Genomic DNA, 20241 nt, shown 5'->3' on the forward strand with positions numbered 1-20241 from the left:
GTATAGCCGCCGGCGGCACTCTCGACCTGCCCGACACAGGGCGCGCCCTCCTATCCGGCGCGTCCCGCGACCGAACGGAGCCGACATGCCGAACGCCGACCTGACCGAAGGCCTCGACGCCGACCGCAAGCAGGAGATCAAGACGATCGTCTGCGACATCCTCGAGCTCGAGGAGGACGAGGTCACCGAGACCAGCCTCTTCAAGGAGGACCACGAGGCGGACTCGCTGAGCGCCATCGAGATCCTCGCGGCCCTCGAGCGCAGCCAGCACGTGACCATCGACCAGGCCGAGCTCAGCCGCATGGTCAACCTCCAGGGCATCTACCAGGTCGTCGAGCAGGCCTCGCGCCGCTGACGCCGCCGCCGGGGACCGGCAGACGGGAGGGAAGATGCAGCACGCTCCAGCACCGGGCGGCACGCGCCGCCGGGTCGTCATCACCGGACTCGGCGTCATCACGAGCATCGGCACCGGCGTCGAGGCGTTCGCATCCGGGCTGCGGGAGGGGCGCAGCGGCGTCAAGGCGATCACCGCCTTCGACACCGCCGGCTTCGCCCACGCCCAGGGCTGCGAGGTCGGCGACTTCGAGCCGGGCGCCTGGATCCGGCGCCTCGACCCGGCCGAGCTGGGCCGGGCGAGCCAGTTCTCGGTGGCCGCCGCGCGGATGGCGGTCGCCGACGCCGGCCTCACCGAGGACGACGTCCGGGCCCGCCGCTGCCTGGTCTCCGTCGGCACCACCGACGGCGAGTCCCGCGACCTCGACGAGCTGGTCGAGGCGGGGCTGCGCGACGGGCCGGAGTCCTACGACCCGGTCCGCGCCCGCCGGGTCTCGGCCGGCCGGCTCTCCGCCGGCATCGTCCGGGAGCTCGCCCTGGAGGACGTCGAGGCCGTGACGATCCCAACCGCGTGCGCGGCCGGCAACTACGCGGTCGGATCCGGGTACGACGCCCTCAGCAGCGGCGACGTCGACATCGCCCTGTGCGGCGGCGCGGACGCCATGTGCCGCAAGACGTTCACGGGCTTCTACCGGCTGGGCACGATCGCACCGGAGCTGTGCCGCCCATTCGACCGTGACCGCGAGGGCATCCTCACCGGCGAGGGCGCCGGGATCCTGGTGATGGAGAGCCTCGACTCGGCGCTCGCCCGCGGCGCGCACATCTACGCGGAGGTGCTCGGGTACGGCCTCGCCTGCGACGCGCTGCACCCCGTGGCGCCCGACCGGGACAGCATCGCCCGGACGGTCCGCAACGCGCACCGGCACGCGGGCGTCACCGCCGGGCAGATCGACTTCGTCTCCGCGCACGGCACCGGCACCAAGGCCAACGACGTCACCGAGTGCGGGGCGCTGCGGCAGGTGTTCGGCGACGACGCCGTCCCGCGCACCGTCTCGATCAAGTCGATGATCGGGCACAGCATGGGCGCGGCCAGCGCGGTCGCCGCCGCGGCCTGCGCCATCGCGGTGTCCCGCGGCTTCATCCCGCCGACCGTCAACCACCGCGTCACCGACCCGGAGTGCGCGGTGGACTGCGTGCCGAACGAGGCCCTCGACATGGAGCTGGACATCGTGCAGAACAACGCGCTGGCCTTCGGCGGCAACAACGCGGTGCTCATCATGCGCCGGTACCGGAGCGCGGCATGAGCTGGATCGTGACCGGGATGGGGGCGCTGGCCAGCGTCGGCGCGGACGCGGATGCGATGGTCTCCGCGCTGATCGCCGGCCGCACCGGCCTGGCCGAGCTGCGCGGTTTCGACCGCAGCCGGTTCCGGGCGCGGGTGGCGTACGAGATCGACGACCGGCCGGAGCCCGGCGCGGACGAGCCGCTGCGCGCCACCCGGTGGCTCGTGGAGGCCGTCCGGGCGGCGGCCGCCGACGCGGGACTCGGCGCGGACCTGAGCGAGGTGCCGGTCCTGGTCGGCACCACCCTGCGCGAGCTGCGCTCGGTCGAGCTGTGCTGGCGCGACAAGGTTCCCTTCGACGTCCACGATCTGCACTTCGGCACGGCGCTGCGGCGGCACTTCGGCGCGGCCGACACGCACACTGTGGTCAACGCGTGCTCCGCGTCCCTCTACGCGCTCGCCCTCGGCGCGGACCTGCTCGACCTCGGGCACGCGGACACGGTCGTGGTCGCCGGCGTGGACACCCTGACCGAGAGCACATACGGGCTCCTCGACCGCTGCTATCCCGAGGCCCCGGACCGGGTACGCCCCTTCGACCGCAACCGCCGCGGCATGCTGCAGGGCGAGGGCGCCGTGGCGGTGGTGCTGCGCCGCGAGGCCGACGGGCCGGGCCCCGCCCCGCGCATCCACGCCCGGGTCCGCGGAGTGGCCGTCAACTGCGACGCCTACCACCCGTCCGCCCCGGAGGCAAAGAGCATCGCCGCGGTGACCGCGGAGGCCCACCGCCGGGCCGGCGTGACGCCGGCGGACATCGATCTGGTGATGCTGCACGGCACCGGCACGCCGCTCAACGACGAGGCGGAGTCCGAGGCCGTCAGCGCCGTCTTCGCCGGGGTGGAGCCGATGCCGTACATGACCGCCATCAAGAGCATGACCGGGCACACCGCGGGCGCCTCCGGGCTGCACAGCCTGGTGGCCGCGGTGCTGGCGATGCGCCGGGGCGTGGTGCCGCCGGTGCTGGGCCTCACCGACCCGGTCGAGGCGGTCTCGGGGTTCCGGCTGGTCCGCGGCGCCGCCGTACGGCCCCCGGAGCCCCTGCGGCTGGCGCAGATCGACTCCTTCGGCTTCGGCGGCCTCAACGCCGTCGCGGTCGTCGAGAGCGTCGAGCACGCCGGGAGCGCGGCATGACGGGCGACGGCCGCCGGGTGGTGGTGACTGGCTGGGGCCTCGCCGTCGCGGGTCTCGGCGACGCCGGGGATCTGCTGGAGCCGCCCGGGGACCGGCGGGACCCGGCCCCCGACCCGGTACGCCGGCTCTCCGGACGCGGCCTGCGCTACAAGGACCGCGCGACCAAGCTCGCCCTGGTGGCCGGGCGCGACGCGCTGCGCTCGGCCGGTCTGCTCGGCGCGGACGACAGCGCGGCCGTGCCCGGCGACCGGGTCGGCGTGGTGGTCAGCAGCAACCTCGGCAACGTCGACACGGTCTGCGACACCGTGCAGGCGATCGCGGAGCACACGTACCTGGGGACCAGCCCCATGACGCTGCCCGCCACCTCCAGCAACGTCATCGCGTCCTGGCTGGCGATCACGTACGGCTTCCGCGGCGCGAACCTCACCCTCTCCAACGGACAGACGTCCGGCCTCGACGCCGTGCACTGGGCGGCGACGCTGATCGCGGCCGGCCGGGCCGACCGGGTGCTCGTCGCCGGCGTGGAACCCGACAACGCGCCGGTACGCCACGTGCTGTCCGGCTCCGGCATGACCGCGGATCCGTTCGACGGCGCGGCCGCGCTGGTGCTGGAGGCCGAGCCGGCGGCCCTCGACCGGGGCGCGCGGCCGCAGGCCGTCGTCGGGCGCTACGCGCGCCGGGCCTCGCTCGCCACGGCGGTCGCCCGGGTCACCGCGGGCGCGGTGCCGGTCGGGCTGTGGTGCGTGCCGGAGCGCGGGTCCGATCCGACGGGGGACGTCGTGACGGGGGCGCACCGCGTGGACCTGTCCACGGCGTACGGACCCGCCTCCGGCGCGCTCGGCGTCCTGCAGTGCGTGGCCGCGGTGGCGTGGCTCTGCGGCCCGCACGCCGGGTCCGTGCTGGCCACCGCCGGCATCGGCGACGCGGGAGGCGAGGACGCGGCCGCAGCGGTCGTCCTGTCCTCGTACGCGCCGTGACCGCCGCGCGGCTGGTCCGCCGGGCCGGCGCGGGTTCACCGCAGCGGGTGCTGCTGCTGTCCGGGCTCGCCGGCAACGACGCGGTGTGGGAGTCGTTCACGGACGCGCTGCCCGGCGGCGCCGAGGTCTGGACGGCCCGGCTGCCGTGGAGCTCGCTCAGCGACCCGGCGTGGAGCCACCGCGGCGACCCCACCGACCTGGTCGGCCGGTCGCTGGCGGCGGTGCCGGGCCCGGTGGACGTCGTCGTCGCGCACTCGTTCGCGGTGCCGCTGACCCTGGAGTGGCTGGCCCGCAGCGTGCTGCGTCCCCGGGCCGCGATGGTGCTCGCGCCGTTCCACCGCGCCACTGCGGGCGACTTCACGTGGGACACCGCCTCGACGTACCTCAACGGTTTCCACCGGATCCTCGAGGAGGGGCTGCGCGTCCGGGCCGGCGAGCGGCTCGGCGCCGACGTCGTCGCGGAGATGGCCCGGCGGGTCCGCGACCGGGTCGGCCCGTACGGCTGGACCCGGTTCTTCGAGGCGTACCTGCGTACGCCGTTCCTCGACGTCGCCGCGCTGGATCTGCCCGTGCGGATCGTGGCCGGCGCCGACGACTTCTGTGCGCCGCCGGGCGACGCCGAGGCCCTCGCGGCGCGGCTGCCCGACGCCCGGCTGGAGATCCTCGCCGGCTGCGGCCACTTCCCGATGGCCGAGCGGCCCGCGCGCTGCGCCGGCGTCGCCGGGGACCTGCTGCGGGAGCTCTCCCGCCCGACCACCACCTCAAGGAGCTGACGTGACCCTGACCACCGCCGCGCTGACGGAGCCGTCCGAGCTGACGATCCGGCCCCGCTACGAGGGCTCGAACATCTGCACCTGGATCGGTTTCAAGCACGTCAACTACCTGGTCGAGGAGGCGGTGCTGAACCACCTCCGCACCGGCGGGCTGCCGCCGGGCGCGATCTACGAGACGTACGGCCTGTGCACCGACCTCGTGGACATCGACACCCGCATCGTGCACGCGCTGCACATCGACGACGTCGTCACCGCCACGGTCCGCCCGCACCGGCGCGCCCGCGACGGCGAGCTGCTCTTCGGCGTGGTGCTGCAGGTCGCCCGGGAGGAGGGCCTGGTCAAGGCGGCGACCTCGACCGTACGGGTGCAGCTGCGCCACGACCCGCGCGGCGGGGGAGACCTGCCGATCCCGCCGGCGCTGCAGCCGAACGTGGTGTCCCGCCTCGGCGCGGCCCCCGGCTGGGACGTCGCGGCCCCCGAGGTGAACCTCGACGCGGACGACCTCGTCAAGCAGCTGACCGCCGGCAGCAACGCCTTCGCATGGAAGTGGCGGATGCCGTACTGGTACTGCCACTTCACCGAGCGCGTGCAGATGTCCGGCTACCTGCGGCTCATGGAGGAGGTCGTGGACCTGTTCCTCGACGACCGCGGCGTTTCCATCAAGACCCTGCTGGACGAGCAGAACTGGATCCCGGTCGTGCCGCGCTCGCGGATCACGGTGCTCGACGAGGCCCGCATGGAGGAGGACCTCTACACGGTCTTCACCGTCGAGGAGGTCTTCAAGGACGTGACGTACACCGCGCGGATGGACACGTACGTCGTGCGCGACGGCGCGCTGGTGCACACCTCCACGGGCACGATCACCCACGGGTACGCGCTGATCGAGAACCGCCGCGACTGGAGCCTGGTCACCTTCGACGACCGGATGACCGCCGCCCTGGCCGGTACGTCGGCATGACCGGCGACGTCATGGTCACCGGGGTCGGCGCCGTCTCGTGCCACGGCACCGGCGCGGACGCGTTGTGGAAGGCCATGACGGACGCCGCGACCCGCCGCCCCGACCGCCCCGCCGATCCGCCGGCCAGGATGGACCGCCCGCTGATCCACCTGGCCCCGGACGGGGACCTGACCGGCGCGCGCGCCACCCGGTTCGCGACAGCCGCCGCCAGCGAGGCGTGGCGCGACGCCGGGCTCGGTCCCGCGGAGGCGGCCGGCATCGCCGTGGTCGTCGGCAGCTGCATGGGCGAGCCGGGCGTCAACGAACGGGACCGTCGCGGGGACGCCGCGGGGCAGGGCTGGCTGCCGCCGTTCCGCCTGGCGTCCGGGGTCGCCGCGGCGCTCGGCGTCATCGGCCCGGCCCAGGACATCGCCAACGCCTGCGCCGCAGGCGGGTACGCCATCGGCCTCGCCGCCGACATGATCCGGGCCGGTGAGGCGTCGGTGGTGGTCGCCGGCGGGGCGGACGCGTACTCGCGGGTGGCGCTGGGCTGCTTCAACCGGCTCGGCGCGGTCGACCCGCAGCGGTGCCGCCCGTTCGACCGGCACCGCGGCGGCACGGTCTTCGCCGAGGGCGCCGCGATGCTGGTGCTCGAGTCCCGTGAGCACGCCGAGGCGCGAGGGGCCGCCGTACCGGGGCGCGGGCTCCGGCTCGCCGGCGCGGCCTGGAGCTGCGACGCCGGTCATCCCACGGCGCCCGAGCCGGAGGCCGGCCAGATCGTCCGGGCGATGACCGAGGCGCTGGGCGGGAGCGCGGACGGGGTCGGGTGCGTCGTGCCGCACGGCACCGGGACCCGGCTCAACGACGCGCTGGAGAGCCGGGCGCTGCACCGGGTGCTCGGCTCCCGCGCCGGGCGCGTGCCCGTCTACAGCCTCAAGGCGCTGCTGGGGCACGCGGGCGGGGCCTCCGGCGCGCTCGGGGCGGTGGCGGCCGCGCAGATCCTGCGGCACGGCAGCGTCCCGCCGAACGTACGCCTCGACGAGCAGGACCCGGAGTGCGAGGTGTCGCTGCCTCAGGACGGCCCGGTGCCGCTGGACGGGCGGCGGGCGCTCGTCAACGCGTACGGCTTCGGCGGCAACAACATGTCCCTGGTCCTGGAGGCGGCATGAGCGCCGTGGCGGTGACCGCGGTCGCGGTGGTGACGCCCGGCGGTGGCACGACGCCGGCGGACGGCTGGTTCGACCACCGCACCCGGCTCGGGCCGCGCGGCTACCGCTACCTGCCGCCCGCGACCCAGTACGCCCTCGCCGCCGCCCGGGACGCCGCCGCGGGCACGAGCCTGGCCGGCACCCCCGAGGACCGCCGCGGCATGGTGCTCGCCACGAACGGCGGCCTGGCACGCCTCTTCGACGACATGGACCGTCAGGTCACCGGCGCGGACGGCGCGGACGGCCTCTCGCCCGTGAACGCGCCGTACTTCGCCGTCAACGTGCTGGGCAACCGGGTCGCCGCCGACCACGGCCTGAAGGCGTTCGCGCTCACCATGGCGTCGCCCCGGACGGCGGCGATGGACGCGCTCGAGGCCGGCGCCCGGGCGCTGCGGGCGGGGCGTTGCGACGTGGCCCTGGTCGCCGCCACCGAGCACCGGCTGCCGGGCGAGGACGCGGGCGAGGAGGGAGCCGTCGCGTTCGTCCTCGAAGCGGGCGCCGATCGCAGGGACGTGCCCGTCCTGCGATCGGGATCGCTCTTCGTGCCGCCGCCGGCCCTCGGCACCGACCGGGCCACCACCGCGATCGGCGCCGCCGTCCGCCGGGTTGCCGGCCACCTCGCGCCCGGCTCACGGGTGCGCCTGATCCTGGACGGCTCCGGCCTCGCCGACCTGGTCACGCGCGTGGTGCCCGCGGTGCTTCCGGAGGCCGCCGTGACCCGGCACCGCACCGAGGCGCCGCTCGGCTGCCTCACCCCGGCGCTGCACCTCGCCGACGCTCTCGCCGCCGAGACCGGCGACACCCTGCTCGTCACCGCCGTCCACGACGGACACCTCGCGTTCACCCTGGCGTGCCGCCCCGGCGCGCGCCGCCGGCCACCCGGACAGGAGCCCCGCCCATGATGAAGAACCTCTCCGGCACGTGGTGCCTGGTCCTCGGCGCGTCCAGCGGGATCGGCCGGCAGATCTGCCTAGGCCTCGCCCGCGAGGGCGTGCACGTGGCCGGCGTCCACTTCGACACCGCCGCCCGCCAGGACGAGGTGGCGGGCCTGGTTTCGGAGCTGCGCGAGCTCGACGTCCGCGCCGAGTTCTTCAACGCCAACGCGGCGAGCCGGGAGACGCGGACGCGGGTCGTCGCCGCGCTGCGCGAGCTCACCGGCGGCACCGGCGTCCACGTGCTCGTGCACTCCCTGGCCTTCGGCTCGCTCGTGCCGTTCCTGCCGCGGCCCGGCTGGGACAAGACGCTGTCCGCGCGGCAGCTCGAGATGACCGCCGACGTGATGGCGCACAGCCTCGTCTACTGGACCCAGGACCTGTACGCCGCCGGCCTGCTCCGTCCCGGCGCCAAGGTGTTCGCGATGACCAGCGCCGGCGTGGGTCAGGCCCTGCCGAGCTACGGCGCGGTGTCGGCGGCGAAGGCGGCACTGGAGTCGCACGTACGGCAGCTGGCCTGCGAGCTGGCCCCGCACCGGGTCGCCGTCAACGCGCTGCGAGCCGGCGTCACCGTCACCCCGGCCCTGGAACGCATCCCCGAGCACGCCGGCTACGTCGCCCGCGCCGCGGAGAACAACCCGCACGGGCGGCTCACCCGGCCCGACGACGTCGCCGAGGCGGTGGCGCTGCTCGCGCGCACGGATTCGTCCTGGATCACCGGCAACACGATCGGCGTCGACGGCGGCGAGTTCCACGCGGCCGCCGGCGCCTGGGGACCCTCCCCGTCGTAGCCCTGCGGACTAAGGAGTCGCACATGATCACCACGATCCCGCCCGCGGACCCGCTCGTCGTGTCGGGCTGGTCGGCCGCGTCGCCGTACGGCCTGGGCGCCGAGATGTTCGCGGCGGGCGTCCGCGAGCAGCGCTGCGCCGTCACCGCCGCCGAGCCCGGCACCGCCGGCCCGTTCGACCGCGCCGGGCGCATCCCCGGCTTCGACGCCCGCACCGCGCTGGGCCGCAAGGGCACCCGCTCGATGGACCGCGCCACCGCGATCGCCGTGGCGACCACCGCCGCGCTGCTCGAGTCGGCCGGGCCCGGGCTCACCGCCGACACCCCCGAGGAGGTCGGGATGGTGCTCGGCACCGGCCACGGCAGCGTGCAGAGCATCATGGACTTCACCCGCGACGCGCTCGCCGGGGAGAAGCCGTTCCACGTCGACCCGGCCCGGTTCCCCAACACCGTGATGAACCGGGCGGCCGGGCAGAGCGCGATCTGGCACACCATCAAGGGACCCAACACCACCGTCGCGGGCGGACGGCTCACCGGGCTGCTGGGCCTGCGGTACGCGTCCCGGCTGCTGCGGCAGGGCCACTGCGCGGCCGTTCTCTGCGGAGCCGTCGAGGAGTTCTCCGTCGACCGCGCCTGGCTGGAGTACCGCGGCTGGTTCGCCGGCGCCGCCCCCGGCCAGCCCGCGGGCCCGCTCGGCGAGGGCTGCGCGCTGTTCCTGCTCGAGCCGGAGGGACGGGCGCGCTCCTACGGCCGTACGCCGCTCGCCACCATCGCCGCCGCGCGGTTCCTCGCCTTCAGCCGTCCCGAGGGCGCGCAGCATGCCGTGGCACGGGCCGTCACCGAGGCGCTGAAGGAGGCCGACGTGCCGGTGGCCGACGTGCGCCTGGTCGTGCCCTCGGACCTCGGCGGGGCCCTCGGCGCCCGCGAGGACGCCGCCCTCGACGAGGTTCTGGCCGGTCACGCGCCGCGCCGGCAACGTCTGCGGCCGCTGCTCGGTGACGCGTCGGCCGCCTCCTCGGCGTTCCAGCTCGCCGCGGCGCTGGCCCTGGCCGGCCCTGGCGACACCGTGCTCGTCACCTCCGTCGACCCCGACGGCCAGGCCGGCTGCGTCGTGCTGCGCGCCTGAACCCCTTCCCGCCCACGAAGAAACGGAGAACCACCATGACCGACACCGCCCGCACGGCAGGCGTCCGGACGATCGACAAGGAGGAGCTGCGCGAACAGGTGGCGACCGTCCTCGACATCGACCCGGCCGAGATCGCCGATGACGCCCACTTCGCCGACGACCTCGAGGTCGACTCGCTGCTCGCGCTGGAGATCACCGTCCGGCTGGAGCGCGAGTACGGCGTCCGGCTCGACGAGGCCGAGCTGCCGTCCGTCACGTCCCTGCAGGCCACCTACGAGCTGCTGAGCCGCAAGCTGCGGGAGCAGGGGTGAGCACGCCGAGCCCGCTGGGGACCGCGCTGGAGCCGCTGCGCCGCGACGCCGGTGGCGCGGCGGCGGCGTTCACCGTCGACCCGGCCGATCCGGTGCTCGCCGGGCACTACCCCGGTTTTCCGGTCCTGCCCGGCGTTTATCTCATCGAGGCGGCGGACCGCACGGTGCGGCACTGGCGCGGCGGCGGCCCGCCCGTACGGCTGACCGCGGTCGCGCGGTGCCAGTTCCTGCACCCCGTCTACCCCGGCGACCGGGTGGTCACCGAGGTGACGGTCACCGGCGGGGACGGCGCCGAGCTGATCTGCCGGGCCGAGGCGCGGACCGCCCGGGGCAAGGTCGCCGACGTGCGCCTGCGCTACGCGGAGGAGGCCCGATGAGCGCGTACGGCCTGGAGCGCATCAGCCGCACGATCCCGCACCGCGCGCCGATCCTGCTCGTCGACCGGGTCACCGAGGTCGTGGCGGGGGAGCGGATGACCACCCGCAAGGCGGTGTCGGCCAACGAGCCCGTGTACGCGGGCCACACCGGCGGGGCCGCGGACTACGCGTACCCGATCCCGCTGGTCGTCGAATCGTGGGCGCAGTCCGCGGTGCTGCTGGCGGTCTGGGAGGCGCCGAACCCGGACGTGCTGGCCGGCAAGGTCGAGCTGGCCGGCTCGATCAAGGAGATCGCCGTCGAGGGCCGGGTGTTCCCGGGCCAGGTGATCGAGCACCACGTCCGGCTCGTGAAGGCGGTCGACGGCACCGCGATCCTCGCCGGCGAGAGCCGGGTGGACGGCGAGCCGCTGCTGCGCGTCGGCTCCTTCGTGGTGGCCCTGCGCGACGTCACCGACCTGCCCGCGCCGACCCTGTCCATCCCCGCGCCGGTGCCCGCCGGCGCCGTCGCCTGAGGAGGCAGCGGAATGACTCAGCAGCAGAGATCCGGCGTCGTCATCGTCACCGGCGGCTCGCGCGGGATCGGCCGCGCGGTCGTGATGCACCTCGCCCGCGACGGCTACGACATCGCCTTCTGTTACCGGAACGACGTCGCAGCCGCCGACGAGGTCGAGAAGGCCGTCGTGGGGCTGGGCCGCCGCGTGCTCGCTCGCAAGGTCGACGTGGCCGAGCGGGCGGAGTGCGCGGAGTTCGCCGAGTCCGTGGAACGCGAGCTCGGCCCGGTCGCCGGGATCGTCACCTCGGCCGGCGTGACCCGCGACCGGCCGCTCGTGATGATGGACGGCGGGGACTGGGACTCGGTCCTGCGCACCAATCTGGACGGCACGTACAACGTCTGCCGGCCCGCGCTCTACCCGATGATCAAGCGGGGCGCCGGGGCGGTCGTCACGATCTCCTCCGTCGCCGGGGTCGCGGGCAACGCCGGGCAGACCAACTACTCGGCGTCCAAGGCCGGCGTCATCGGGTTCACCCAGTCGCTTGCCAAGGAGGTCGGTCCGTACGGGCTGCGCGCCAACGCGGTCGCGCCGGGCTTCATCGACACCGACATGACCGGCGCGATGTCGGAGAAGGCGGCGAAGGCGATGCTAGGCCGGATCCCGTTGCGGCGCTTCGGCAAGCCCGAGGAGGTGGCGCCGCTCGTGTCGTACCTGATCTCGGCCGAGTCGTCGTACGTCACGGGGCAGGTCTTCCAGATCGACGGCGGCATCGCGCTGTGAAGGGCCGGCCGCCGCGGTTCTACTTCTCGCTGCGCAGCCCGTACTCGTACCTCGCGTACCGGGACCTGCTCGACCACCATCCGCGGGTCGCGGACCGGCTGGAGTGGGTGCCGTTCTTCGAGCCGGACGAGCGGAGCCTGGCGCTGCTGGCGGAGGCCGGCGGCAGCTTCCCGTACACGCCGATGAGCCGGCAGAAGCACCACTACATCCTGCAGGACGTCCGGCGCCTCGCCGCCGCGCGCGGGCTCGGCCTGACCTGGCCGGTCGACCGGGATCCGGTGTGGGAGGTGCCGCACCTGGCGTACCTGGCGGCGCGGCGGCACGGGCTCGGCCCGGCGTTCATCGCCGAGGCCGCGCGGGTGCGCTGGGAGCAGGGCCGCGACATCTGCGATCCGGCCGTCGTGGCCGGGATGGCCTCGGCGCTCGGCCTCGACGGCGGCGAGCTGGCCGGTGCGGCCGACGATCCGGGGCTGCGCGCCGAGGGGGTACGCGCTCTGCTCGCCGTCGACCACGACGGCGTCTTCGGCGTGCCGTTCTTCGTGCACCGGCGGCAGAAGTTCTGGGGTGTCGACCGGCTGCCCGCGTTCCTGGCCGCGCTGGCGGCCGATGCCGCGCCGACCGAACCGCCGCCCGTGACGGTGCCGGCGGCGCCGGGCGTGGAGGACGGGCACGCCGGCGGCTGCGGCTGACCGACGCCGTATAGGGGCGGTATAGCGCGGGCGGCGAAGCTTCTCGCAGATCGACGGAACGGGGGGACGGTGTCCGAGTTCGACAGCTTCACCGGCGCGCTGCGCCGGCAGGTGGCGGAGAAGCCCGGCCACGTCGCGGTCCGCTTCCACAGCGGCGGCGGCGCCGAGTTCCTGACGTACGCCGAGCTGGACCTCGCCGCCCGCCGGGTCGCGGCCTGGGCCCGGGAAGCCACCGGTCCCGGCGAGCGGGTGCTGCTCTCCTGCGCCCCGGGAACCGCTTTCCTCCAGGCCTTCCTCGGCTGCCTGTACGCCGGCCGGGTGCCGGTGCCGGTCCCGCCGCCGGACGGCCAGGGGCGCCAGACGCACCGGACGGCCGGCATCGCCCGCGACACCGGCGCGCGGCTGCTCCTGACCGACACGGCCGCGATGCTGTCCGGCGACGGGCTGGAGGCGCTGACCGTCGTCCCGGTCGGGGAGGCGCTGAAGAGCGATCCGGCCGGCTGGACACCACCGCTGCCGGAGCCCGGCAGCCTGGCGTTCCTGCAGTACACCTCGGGATCGACCAGCGAGCCCAAGGGCGTGATGGTGCACCACGGCGCGCTGGCCCACAACCTGTCGCTGATGCGGGACAGCCACGGGTGGCACGGCGGGATGACCTGGTGCAGCTGGCTTCCCGCGTACCACGACATGGGCCTGATCGCGATGATGCTCGCGCCGCTGTACCTCGGCGGCACCGCGGTGCTGATGCCCGCCACGGACTTCCTCAAGCGGCCTGCCTCGTGGCTGCGCCTCATCGACAGCTGCGGCGCCGACGTCTCGTGCGCGCCGAACTTCGCGTACGAGCTGTGCGCCCGGCTCGGCGACGAGCAGATCGCCGGGCTGGACCTGTCGCGGTGGCGGTTCGCCTGCAACGGCGCCGAGCCGGTCGACGCGCGGACGCTGGCCCGCTTCGCCGACCGGTTCCGGCCCGCCGGGCTCCGGAGATCCGCGCTGCTGCCCGGCTACGGCCTGGCGGAAGCCACCCTCTACGTCTCGGGTACGCCCGCGCACGAGGAGCCCGCGGTGTTCCGCGTGGACCCGGTGGCGCTGGAGCAGGGCCGGCTGGCCGAGGGCGGCACGGACGCCGTCGAGGTCGCGGCCAGCGGGGTGGTGCGCGGGCTCGACGTGCGCATCGTCGACCCCGTCCGCCGGACCGAGACCGAGCCGGGCGTGATCGGCGAGGTGTGGATCCGCGGCGGCAGCGTCGCCCAGGGCTACTGGGGGCGGCCGGAGGAGACCGCGCGGACGTTCGGCGGGCGGACCGCGGGCGGCGACGGCGGCTTTCTGCGTACCGGTGACCTCGGCGCCTTCCACGACGGCGCGCTGGTGGTCACCGGCCGGCTGAAGGAGATCATCATCGTGCACGGCCGGAACCTGTACCCGCACGACATCGAGCGGGAGGTGTCGGCGCTGGACCCGGCGTTCGACGGCCTGCCCGCCACCGTCTTCGCCGTCCGAGCGCCCGGGCGCGGCCACGAGGAGATCGTGGTGACGCAGGAGGTGCGCGGCCGCGGGGTGCCCGCCGGCGACCTCGAGGCCCTGGCCCGCCGGACGCGGACCGCGCTGGCCCGCCGGCTCGGCGTCGCGGTGGCCGGGCTGGTGCTGCTGCGCGTGGGGCGTACCCGGCGGACCACCAGCGGGAAGATCCAGCGCAACCGCATGCGGGAGCTGTTCCTGCGCGGCGAGCTGGAGGCGTGGCACGAGGAGCTGGACCCGGCCCTGCACGGCGGCGCCGCCCGTCCGCTGCGGGTGTCCTCAGCGACCGCCGGGGCGCGGTCGTGAGCGGCGCGACGCTGACCGCGCCGACGGGCGGATGGACGCCGAACGCCCTGGCTGCCGAGCTGGAGAAGGCGCTCGGTGACCCGGGACGCATCGTCCGGCAGAGCGCCGCCCTGGACCGCGCCGAGCGGTTCCCGGCGGGCATCTGCCGCGAACTCGACGCGCTGGGCCTGCCGCGCTGGTTCGTGCCGGTCGCCCACGGCGGCGAGCTGCGCGACAGCGAGGACCTCGCCCAGCTCATCCGCGTGCTGAGCCGCCGCGACTTCACCGTCGCGCTGGCGCACGTGAAGACGTACCTGGGCGTGGTGTCGGTGTGGCTGGCCGGTTCCGACCGGCAGGCGGCCGCGCTCGCCGCCCGGGTGAGCGCCGGTGAGGTCGTCTCGCTCGCCCTCACCGAGCAGGCGCACGGCAGCGACCTGCTCGCCGGGGACCTGAGCGCGCAGCCGCTGCCGTCCGGCGGCTGGCGCCTCGACGGGGAGAAGTGGCTCATCAACAACGCCACCCGGGCGGGCATGGTCTGCGTGCTGGCCCGCACGAGGCCCGAGGGCGGCGCGCGCGGGTTCAGCCTGCTGCTCGTCGACAAGGCGGCGCTGACCCCGGGAAGCTGGCGGGCGTTGCCGGCGGTGCCGACCCACGGGGTGCGCGGCGCGGACATCAGCGGCATCGCGTTCACCGGCGCCCGGGTGCCGGCCGGCGCGCTGATCGGCGCCGAGGGCGAGGGCCTGGAGACGATCCTCAAGGGCTTCCAGATCACCCGGACGCTCTGCTCGGCCATGTCGCTGGGCATGACCGACCACGCGATGCGCCTGGCGTTGCGGTTCGCCGGGGGCCACCGCCTGTACGGCCGCACCCTCGCCGAGCTGCCCCAGGCCGCCCGCGCGCTCGCCGAGTCCTATGTGGACATGCTGGCCATGGAGGCGGTGAGCCTGGTCGGCGTCCGCAGCATCCACGCGCTCCCGGCCGAGCAGAGCGTCGCCTCGGCGGTGGTCAAGTACCTCGTGCCGAGCCTCGGCGACCAGGTTCTCGACGCCCTGCGCGGCCTGCTCGGCGCCCGCGCGATGCTGGTCGCCGACCACGCGGACGGCGCGTTCCAGAAGCTCGACCGCGACCACCGCATCGTGGGCATCTTCGACGGCAGCACCGCGGTCAACCTCAACCTGCTCGTCAACCAGTTCCCTGCGCTCGTGCGCGGCTACCGCGCCGGGCACGCCGACGAGCCGGGCCTCGCCGCGGCCGTCACGTTCGCGGGCCCGCCACCGCCGTTGCGGCCGGAACGCCTCGCGCTGTATTCGCGCTCCGGCAGCAGCGTCGTACAGAGCCTGCCCGCCGCGGTGGCCGCCGTCCGTGGCATTGCCGTTCCCGGATCGCTGGTCGCCCGCTGCGACCGCCTCCTCGCCGTGGCGGACGAGGTGCACGAGGCGTTGTCCGCCGTACGGCCGTCGCCCCGCGGCGTCACCGAGGAGACCTTCGCGCTGGCCCGCCGCTACGCCGTGCTGTACGCCGCCGCGGCCGCCACGCACCTGTTCGTGGCCGGTCACGCGGCCCGGGCGGCCGACCCGTTGTGGCGTGACGGGCTCTGGCTCGACGCCGTTCTGGCCCGCCTGCTGCGCCGCCTCACCGGCGAACCCGACCTCGACGACGAGGACGGACCGGCCGTCGACGCGCTGCTGCCGGTGCTGCGCGCCCAGCACGACGAGGGCCGGCTCTTCTCCCTGTTCCCCTGCGAGCTCGCGAAGGAGAAGCCGTGACCGTCGACCTCCGCCCGGAGCAGGACCACCGGGCCCGGGCTGCCCGGCTCGAGCGGGCGCTCGGCCCCGCCGCCGATCCCGCGAACCCGCTCGGGCACCGCGCGGTGCTGGCGGCCGACGAGCGCGGCGAGCTGCTCGCCGACGGCGAACGCGCGCTGCGGGAGTTCGGGCTGAACGCCGAGTTCGTGCCGGAGCACCTGGGCGGCCGCTTCACCCGCGCCGACCGGCTCGGGCAGCTGATGCGTGCGGTGTTCCGGCGCGACTGCGCGCTCGGCATCGGCTATGGCGTCACGAGCTTCATCGCCGCGCTGCCGGTCTGGGCCGACGGCACGCCGGATCAGCAGGCGCGGGTGGGGCGGACGCTGCTCGCGGGCGGGCGGGTCGTGGCGGCGTACACGGAGCTCGACCACGGCAGCGACTTCTCCCGCACCGAGTTCACCGCCGAGCCCGGTCCCGGCGGGTACGTCCTCGACGGCGGCAAGCAGCTCGTCAACAACATCTCCCGCGCCGAGATGGCGGTGTTCTTCGCGCGTACGGCCGACGGCCCGGGCAGCCGCGGGCACTCGCACCTGCTGGTGGACCTGACGGCGCTGCCCGCGGGCCGGGTCCGGCGCGACCGGCGGTATCCCGTCTCCGGTGTCCGCGGCTGCCTGCTCGGCGGCATCGAGATCGACGGGTGCCCGGTGCCGGGCGACGCGCTGCTGGGCGCCGAGGGCGGCGCGATGGAGACCGTCCTGCGCGTCTTCCAGGTCACCCGCGCCGTGCTGCCGTCCATGGTGGTCGGCGTCGGCGACACCCAGCTGCGGACCGTCCTCGAGTTCGCCCGCGACCGGCAGCTGTACGGCCGCCGCCTCGCCGACCTGCCCTCGGCGCGGTCCACGCTCGCCGGGTGCTTCGCGGATCTGCTGATCTGCGACGCCTTCGCCTCCGTCGTGGCCCGGTCGCTGCACCTGCGGCCCGGGGAGACCAGCGTCGGCGCGGCGGCGGTGAAGTACCTCGTGCCCAAGCTGCTGCAGGAGTCGTCGTACCGGCTGTCGGTGCAGATGGGCGCGCGCAGTTACGTGCGGACCGGCCCGTACGCGATCTTCCAGAAGACGGCCCGGGACCTGCCGGTCGTCGCGCTGGCCCATGCGGGCAGCGCGGTGTGCCAGGCGAGCCTGGTGACGCAGCTGCCCCGGCTCGCCGAGCGCGGCTGGCGCGCGGCGCTGGCCGGCGAGGCCCCGGAGCCGGTGGACGGCGGATCCGTGTACGACCTCGACGCGCCGCTGCCGCCGCTGCACCTGGGCGGGCTCGAGCTCAACGCCCGCGGCGCGGACAGTCTGGCCGGTGACCTCGTCCGGCTGCACACCGTCCTCGCGGGGCAACCGGCATCGGCGCCCCTGGCCGCGCTCACCGGCTTGTTTGTGACGGAGCTGCGCGGCCTGTCCGGCCGGGCGCTCGCGCTGGCACCCCGCGACCGTACGGTGCTGGCCGGTCCGCGGGCCTTCACCCTCGCCGACCGCTACGCCCACGTGCTCGCCGCCGCGGCCGTCGCCGGGGTCTGGTGGCACGCCCGCCGCACGGCGCCGGACACGCCAGCCGCCGACCCCGCTTGGGCCTGCGTCGCGCTGCACCGGCTCGCCGGACGGCTGGGCCTGCGTCCCGGCCCGCTGCCGCCGGAGCCGCAGGACCGCGTCTTCGCCGACCTGACGGCCCGCCACGAGGCCGGCCACACCTTCGACCTGTTCCGGGGGCGCCTGGCCTCTGGACCCGCCTGACGCCCAGGGAGCAACGATGACAGACACCTCGCAGACCACGACGGAGACGGCCGAGACCGTCCGGGCGTGGCTGGTGGACCGGGTGGCGTTCTACCTCGAACGCCCCGCCGCCGACATCGACGTCAGCGCCCCGCTGGTCGATCTGGGCCTGGACTCCGTCTACGCGCTGACCCTGTGCGGCGACGTCGAGGACCGCTTCGGCGTCGTGGTCGAGGCCACGATGGCGTGGGACCACCCGACCGTGAACGCGATGACGGACCACCTCACCGGCCTCGTCTCCGGTGACCGCTGACGCGACCGGCAGTGCCGGAGGGGGAAGGACAGCCGTGCGGGACAAACCCTACAAAGGCATTCTGGCGACCATCGGCCGAACTCCCCTCGTGGAGCTCGGCAACCTGGTCCCGGGCGCCGCCTTCAACGTCTTCGCCAAGGTGGAGCGGTTCAATCCCGGTGGGAGCATCAAGGACCGCAGCGCGCTCAGCATGCTCAGCGACGCGTTGCGCGACGGCCGGGTCGTGCCGGGCCGCTCCGTGGTCGTCGAGTCCAGCTCCGGCAACCTCGCCGTCGGGCTCGCCCAGATCTGCCGCAACCTCGGCCTGCGCTTCATCTGCGTCGTGGACGGCAAGACCACCGGGGTGAACCTGGCCATCCTGCGCGCGTTCGGCGCGGAGGTGGAGGTCGTCACCGAGCGCGACGAGCGGACCGGCGAGTACCTGCCCGTCCGGCTGCGCCGGGTGCGGGAGCTGGTCGAGGAGATCCCCGACGCGTTCTGGCCCAACCAGTACGCGAACCCGCTCAACCCGCGGGCGCACGAGACCACCATGCGCGAGATCGCCGAGGCGCTGGACGGGCGGGTCGACTACCTGTTCGCCTCGGTCAGCACGTTCGGCACGCTGCGGGGGTGTGCCGACCACATCCGGCGGGAGGGGCTGGGCACCCACGTGATCGCCGTGGACGCCCTCGGCAGCGCCATCTTCGGTCTCGAGTCGACGCGCCGGCTCATCCCGGGTCACGGCGCCTCGGTGGTGCCGCCGCTGCTGGACTCGACCGCGGCCGGCGAGGTCATCCACGTGTCCGACCTCGACTGCGTGGTCGCCTGCCGGCAGCTCATCGACCGGGAGGCCGTGCTCGCCGGCGGCTCCTCGGGCGCCACGGTCGCCGCGCTGCTCAAGTACGCCGCCCGCGTCCCGGCCGGCGCCAACTGCGTGCTGATCTTCCCGGACGGCGGGGACCGCTACCTCGACACGATCTACTCCGACGCCTGGGTGCACGAGAACTTCGGGGAGATCTCCCACCTCTGGAAGGGCTGAGTCCGATGTCGATGAGCGCCGGACAGGAGGCGCTGTGGCTCGCCCATCAGCTCGATCCGGACAGCTGCGCGTTCAACGTGGTGCTGGCCGTACGGGTGCGCACGCCGCTCGACCCGGACCGCCTGGGCCGGGCGGTGACCGCGCTGACGGCCCGGCACGAGCTGCTGCGCTCCACGTTCACCATGACCGCGGCGGGCGGGCACGTCCGTGAGGTGCGCGCGCCGGAAACCGTCCGGCTCGACGTGCGGCCGGCGCCGGGAGCCACCGACGCCGAGCTGTTCGACCTCGCCCGCCGGGCCGGGGCGGAGCCGTTCGCGCTGGACACGACCGGCGCCTTCCGGGTCGTGCTGCTGACCCGGGCACCCGGCGACGCCGTGCTCGTCACGGCCGCCCACCACCTGGTCACCGACGCGACCTCGCAGTGGCTGATCGTGCGTGACCTGCTGTGCCTGTACGAGGACCCGCAGGCGTCCCTGCCCGCCGTGCTGCCCTGGGACGACCGGGTGCGCGCGGAACGCGAGCTCGCCGCCTCCGCCCGGGGCCGGCGGGCGCGGGAGCACTGGCGTACGGTCTGCGCCTCCCTCACCGGGGCCGAGCTGCTCACCGACCGTCCCCGGCCCGCCCAGCGCACGCTCAACGGCGCCACCCACACCCTGGCGCTGCCGGCGGCGCTCGGCGCCCGCATCCAGGAGTCGGCGGCGGCGCACGGCATCACGCCGTTCGCGTGGCTGCTCGGCGCCTTCCAGGCCGCGCTGCACCGGTTCGGCTGCGGCGCCGCCTTCCTCGTCGGCTGCCCGGCGACCACCCGCTCGGTGCCGGGCACCCGCGACGCGGTCGGCTACTACGTGAACATCCTGCCGGTCGGCGCCCGATTCGAGACCGGGCCCTCGTTCCGGGACGTCATCACCGCGGCGGGCCGCCAGATGCTCGCCGGGATGGCGCACAACGGCCTGCCGACCGAGCTGTGCGAGGGGCTGCCGCCGCTGCCGGTGACCTTCACCCTGCTGGCGGCCGACCGGCTGCCCGTGCCCGGGCTGTTCGACGGGCCCGTCCGGCACGCCGGGCTGGACCTCGAGCTGGTCGACGTCCCGCAGCAGGAGGGCCAGCTCGACCTCACCGTGGAGGTGCTGCAGAGCGGCAGCCGGTTCACCGCGCTGCTGCGGTACAACCGCGACCTGTTCCTGCCCGCGACGATCGAGCGGCTCGCCGGCGTCTACCGCCGGATGGTCGAGGCGTCGGTCGAGGACCCGGACCAGCCGGTGACCCGCCCGGCCGTCGTCGCCGAGCACGACCTGGCCTTCCTGCTGAGCCTCGGATCCGGTGCCCCGTAACGGGTTCCGCGCCGTATAGGGCCGGTATAGCCGCGCCTCGCACGATGGGCTCACCGAGACGGTTTTCGACAGAGGAGCCCC

The 20241-nt window shown here is 75.0% G+C and carries 21 protein-coding genes; all 21 read left to right on the top strand.

Annotated elements, in window-relative coordinates; genetic code table 11:
- Positions 1 to 85 precede the first annotated feature (85 nt).
- Complete coding sequence (locus tag AB0K03_RS01665; RefSeq protein ID WP_364678937.1) at positions 86 to 355, top strand: acyl carrier protein; 270 nt, start codon at positions 86 to 88, stop codon at positions 353 to 355.
- Between the two features lie 34 nt (positions 356 to 389).
- Positions 390 to 1637, top strand: coding sequence for a beta-ketoacyl-[acyl-carrier-protein] synthase family protein (locus AB0K03_RS01670; protein ID WP_364678940.1), 1248 nt, complete (start codon positions 390 to 392; stop codon positions 1635 to 1637).
- On the top strand, positions 1634 to 2803 hold the full coding sequence (locus tag AB0K03_RS01675) for a beta-ketoacyl synthase N-terminal-like domain-containing protein (protein WP_364678943.1): 1170 nt from the start codon (positions 1634 to 1636) through the stop codon (positions 2801 to 2803). Before AB0K03_RS01670 ends, AB0K03_RS01675 begins: the two co-directional genes overlap by 4 nt.
- Complete coding sequence (locus AB0K03_RS01680) at positions 2800 to 3780, top strand: beta-ketoacyl synthase N-terminal-like domain-containing protein (RefSeq protein ID WP_364678946.1); 981 nt, start codon at positions 2800 to 2802, stop codon at positions 3778 to 3780. The genes AB0K03_RS01675 and AB0K03_RS01680 overlap by 4 nt, the downstream gene beginning before the upstream one ends.
- Entirely contained in the window at positions 3777 to 4553 is a 777-nt protein-coding gene (locus AB0K03_RS01685; RefSeq protein ID WP_364678949.1) for an alpha/beta fold hydrolase, read from the top strand. Before AB0K03_RS01680 ends, AB0K03_RS01685 begins: the two co-directional genes overlap by 4 nt.
- Position 4554: 1 nt before the next feature.
- Entirely contained in the window at positions 4555 to 5511 is a 957-nt protein-coding gene (locus AB0K03_RS01690; RefSeq protein WP_364678951.1) for a thioesterase, read from the top strand.
- A complete protein-coding gene (locus AB0K03_RS01695) occupies positions 5508 to 6659 on the top strand; it encodes a beta-ketoacyl synthase N-terminal-like domain-containing protein (protein ID WP_364678954.1) in 1152 nt (383 codons plus the stop codon). The genes AB0K03_RS01690 and AB0K03_RS01695 overlap by 4 nt, the downstream gene beginning before the upstream one ends.
- Positions 6656 to 7600: a beta-ketoacyl synthase N-terminal-like domain-containing protein gene (locus AB0K03_RS01700; RefSeq protein WP_364678957.1), complete on the top strand. Its 945-nt coding sequence runs from the start codon at positions 6656 to 6658 to the stop codon at positions 7598 to 7600. The genes AB0K03_RS01695 and AB0K03_RS01700 overlap by 4 nt, the downstream gene beginning before the upstream one ends.
- Positions 7597 to 8421 (top strand): SDR family oxidoreductase, encoded by an 825-nt coding sequence (locus AB0K03_RS01705; protein ID WP_364678959.1) that lies wholly within the window; start codon positions 7597 to 7599, stop codon positions 8419 to 8421. The genes AB0K03_RS01700 and AB0K03_RS01705 overlap by 4 nt, the downstream gene beginning before the upstream one ends.
- A 23-nt stretch (positions 8422 to 8444) precedes the next feature.
- Positions 8445 to 9545: a beta-ketoacyl synthase N-terminal-like domain-containing protein gene (locus AB0K03_RS01710; protein ID WP_364678961.1), complete on the top strand. Its 1101-nt coding sequence runs from the start codon at positions 8445 to 8447 to the stop codon at positions 9543 to 9545.
- 35 nt (positions 9546 to 9580) lie between these two features.
- A complete protein-coding gene (locus tag AB0K03_RS01715; RefSeq protein ID WP_364678962.1) occupies positions 9581 to 9856 on the top strand; it encodes an acyl carrier protein in 276 nt (91 codons plus the stop codon).
- Positions 9853 to 10233, top strand: coding sequence for a hypothetical protein (locus AB0K03_RS01720; protein WP_364678965.1), 381 nt, complete (start codon positions 9853 to 9855; stop codon positions 10231 to 10233). The genes AB0K03_RS01715 and AB0K03_RS01720 overlap by 4 nt, the downstream gene beginning before the upstream one ends.
- A complete protein-coding gene (locus AB0K03_RS01725) occupies positions 10230 to 10745 on the top strand; it encodes a beta-hydroxyacyl-ACP dehydratase (RefSeq protein ID WP_364678967.1) in 516 nt (171 codons plus the stop codon). Before AB0K03_RS01720 ends, AB0K03_RS01725 begins: the two co-directional genes overlap by 4 nt.
- Positions 10746 to 10757: 12 nt before the next feature.
- Positions 10758 to 11507, top strand: coding sequence for a 3-oxoacyl-ACP reductase FabG (gene fabG / locus AB0K03_RS01730; RefSeq protein WP_364678969.1), 750 nt, complete (start codon positions 10758 to 10760; stop codon positions 11505 to 11507).
- Positions 11504 to 12196 (top strand): DsbA family protein, encoded by a 693-nt coding sequence (locus AB0K03_RS01735; protein ID WP_364678972.1) that lies wholly within the window; start codon positions 11504 to 11506, stop codon positions 12194 to 12196. The genes fabG and AB0K03_RS01735 overlap by 4 nt, the downstream gene beginning before the upstream one ends.
- Positions 12197 to 12265: 69 nt before the next feature.
- Positions 12266 to 14017 carry a fatty acyl-AMP ligase gene (locus tag AB0K03_RS01740; RefSeq protein WP_364678974.1) on the top strand — a complete coding sequence of 584 codons (1752 nt, stop codon included), beginning with the start codon at positions 12266 to 12268 and terminating at the stop codon, positions 14015 to 14017.
- Positions 14014 to 15762, top strand: coding sequence for an acyl-CoA dehydrogenase family protein (locus AB0K03_RS01745; protein WP_364678977.1), 1749 nt, complete (start codon positions 14014 to 14016; stop codon positions 15760 to 15762). Before AB0K03_RS01740 ends, AB0K03_RS01745 begins: the two co-directional genes overlap by 4 nt.
- Complete coding sequence (locus AB0K03_RS01750; protein WP_364678980.1) at positions 15759 to 17519, top strand: acyl-CoA dehydrogenase; 1761 nt, start codon at positions 15759 to 15761, stop codon at positions 17517 to 17519. Before AB0K03_RS01745 ends, AB0K03_RS01750 begins: the two co-directional genes overlap by 4 nt.
- A 16-nt stretch (positions 17520 to 17535) precedes the next feature.
- Complete coding sequence (locus tag AB0K03_RS01755) at positions 17536 to 17811, top strand: acyl carrier protein (RefSeq protein ID WP_364678983.1); 276 nt, start codon at positions 17536 to 17538, stop codon at positions 17809 to 17811.
- A 58-nt stretch (positions 17812 to 17869) separates the two neighbouring features.
- Positions 17870 to 18829: a 2,3-diaminopropionate biosynthesis protein SbnA gene (sbnA, locus tag AB0K03_RS01760; protein WP_364679393.1), complete on the top strand. Its 960-nt coding sequence runs from the start codon at positions 17870 to 17872 to the stop codon at positions 18827 to 18829.
- A gap of 11 nt (positions 18830 to 18840) precedes the next feature.
- Positions 18841 to 20160 (top strand): condensation domain-containing protein, encoded by a 1320-nt coding sequence (locus AB0K03_RS01765; RefSeq protein ID WP_364678986.1) that lies wholly within the window; start codon positions 18841 to 18843, stop codon positions 20158 to 20160.
- Positions 20161 to 20241 lie beyond the last annotated feature (81 nt).

Origin of the sequence: Actinoplanes sp. NPDC049316, from assembly GCF_040677315.1 — a bacterium.
Taxonomy (GTDB): Bacteria; Actinomycetota; Actinomycetes; order Mycobacteriales; family Micromonosporaceae; genus Actinoplanes.

What these genes read in the sequence shown, in the direction of transcription:
- AB0K03_RS01665 (WP_364678937.1), top strand. Translation starts at nt 86, where the DNA reads ATGCCGAACGCCGACCTGACCGAAGGCCTCGACGCCGACCGCAAGCAG.
- AB0K03_RS01670 (WP_364678940.1), top strand. Translation starts at nt 390, where the DNA reads ATGCAGCACGCTCCAGCACCGGGCGGCACGCGCCGCCGGGTCGTCATC.
- AB0K03_RS01675 (WP_364678943.1), top strand. Translation starts at nt 1,634, where the DNA reads ATGAGCTGGATCGTGACCGGGATGGGGGCGCTGGCCAGCGTCGGCGCG.
- AB0K03_RS01680 (WP_364678946.1), top strand. Translation starts at nt 2,800, where the DNA reads ATGACGGGCGACGGCCGCCGGGTGGTGGTGACTGGCTGGGGCCTCGCC.
- AB0K03_RS01695 (WP_364678954.1), top strand. Translation starts at nt 5,508, where the DNA reads ATGACCGGCGACGTCATGGTCACCGGGGTCGGCGCCGTCTCGTGCCAC.
- AB0K03_RS01700 (WP_364678957.1), top strand. Translation starts at nt 6,656, where the DNA reads ATGAGCGCCGTGGCGGTGACCGCGGTCGCGGTGGTGACGCCCGGCGGT.
- AB0K03_RS01705 (WP_364678959.1), top strand. Translation starts at nt 7,597, where the DNA reads ATGATGAAGAACCTCTCCGGCACGTGGTGCCTGGTCCTCGGCGCGTCC.
- AB0K03_RS01710 (WP_364678961.1), top strand. Translation starts at nt 8,445, where the DNA reads ATGATCACCACGATCCCGCCCGCGGACCCGCTCGTCGTGTCGGGCTGG.
- AB0K03_RS01715 (WP_364678962.1), top strand. Translation starts at nt 9,581, where the DNA reads ATGACCGACACCGCCCGCACGGCAGGCGTCCGGACGATCGACAAGGAG.
- AB0K03_RS01725 (WP_364678967.1), top strand. Translation starts at nt 10,230, where the DNA reads ATGAGCGCGTACGGCCTGGAGCGCATCAGCCGCACGATCCCGCACCGC.
- fabG (WP_364678969.1), top strand. Translation starts at nt 10,758, where the DNA reads ATGACTCAGCAGCAGAGATCCGGCGTCGTCATCGTCACCGGCGGCTCG.
- AB0K03_RS01755 (WP_364678983.1), top strand. Translation starts at nt 17,536, where the DNA reads ATGACAGACACCTCGCAGACCACGACGGAGACGGCCGAGACCGTCCGG.
- AB0K03_RS01765 (WP_364678986.1), top strand. Translation starts at nt 18,841, where the DNA reads ATGAGCGCCGGACAGGAGGCGCTGTGGCTCGCCCATCAGCTCGATCCG.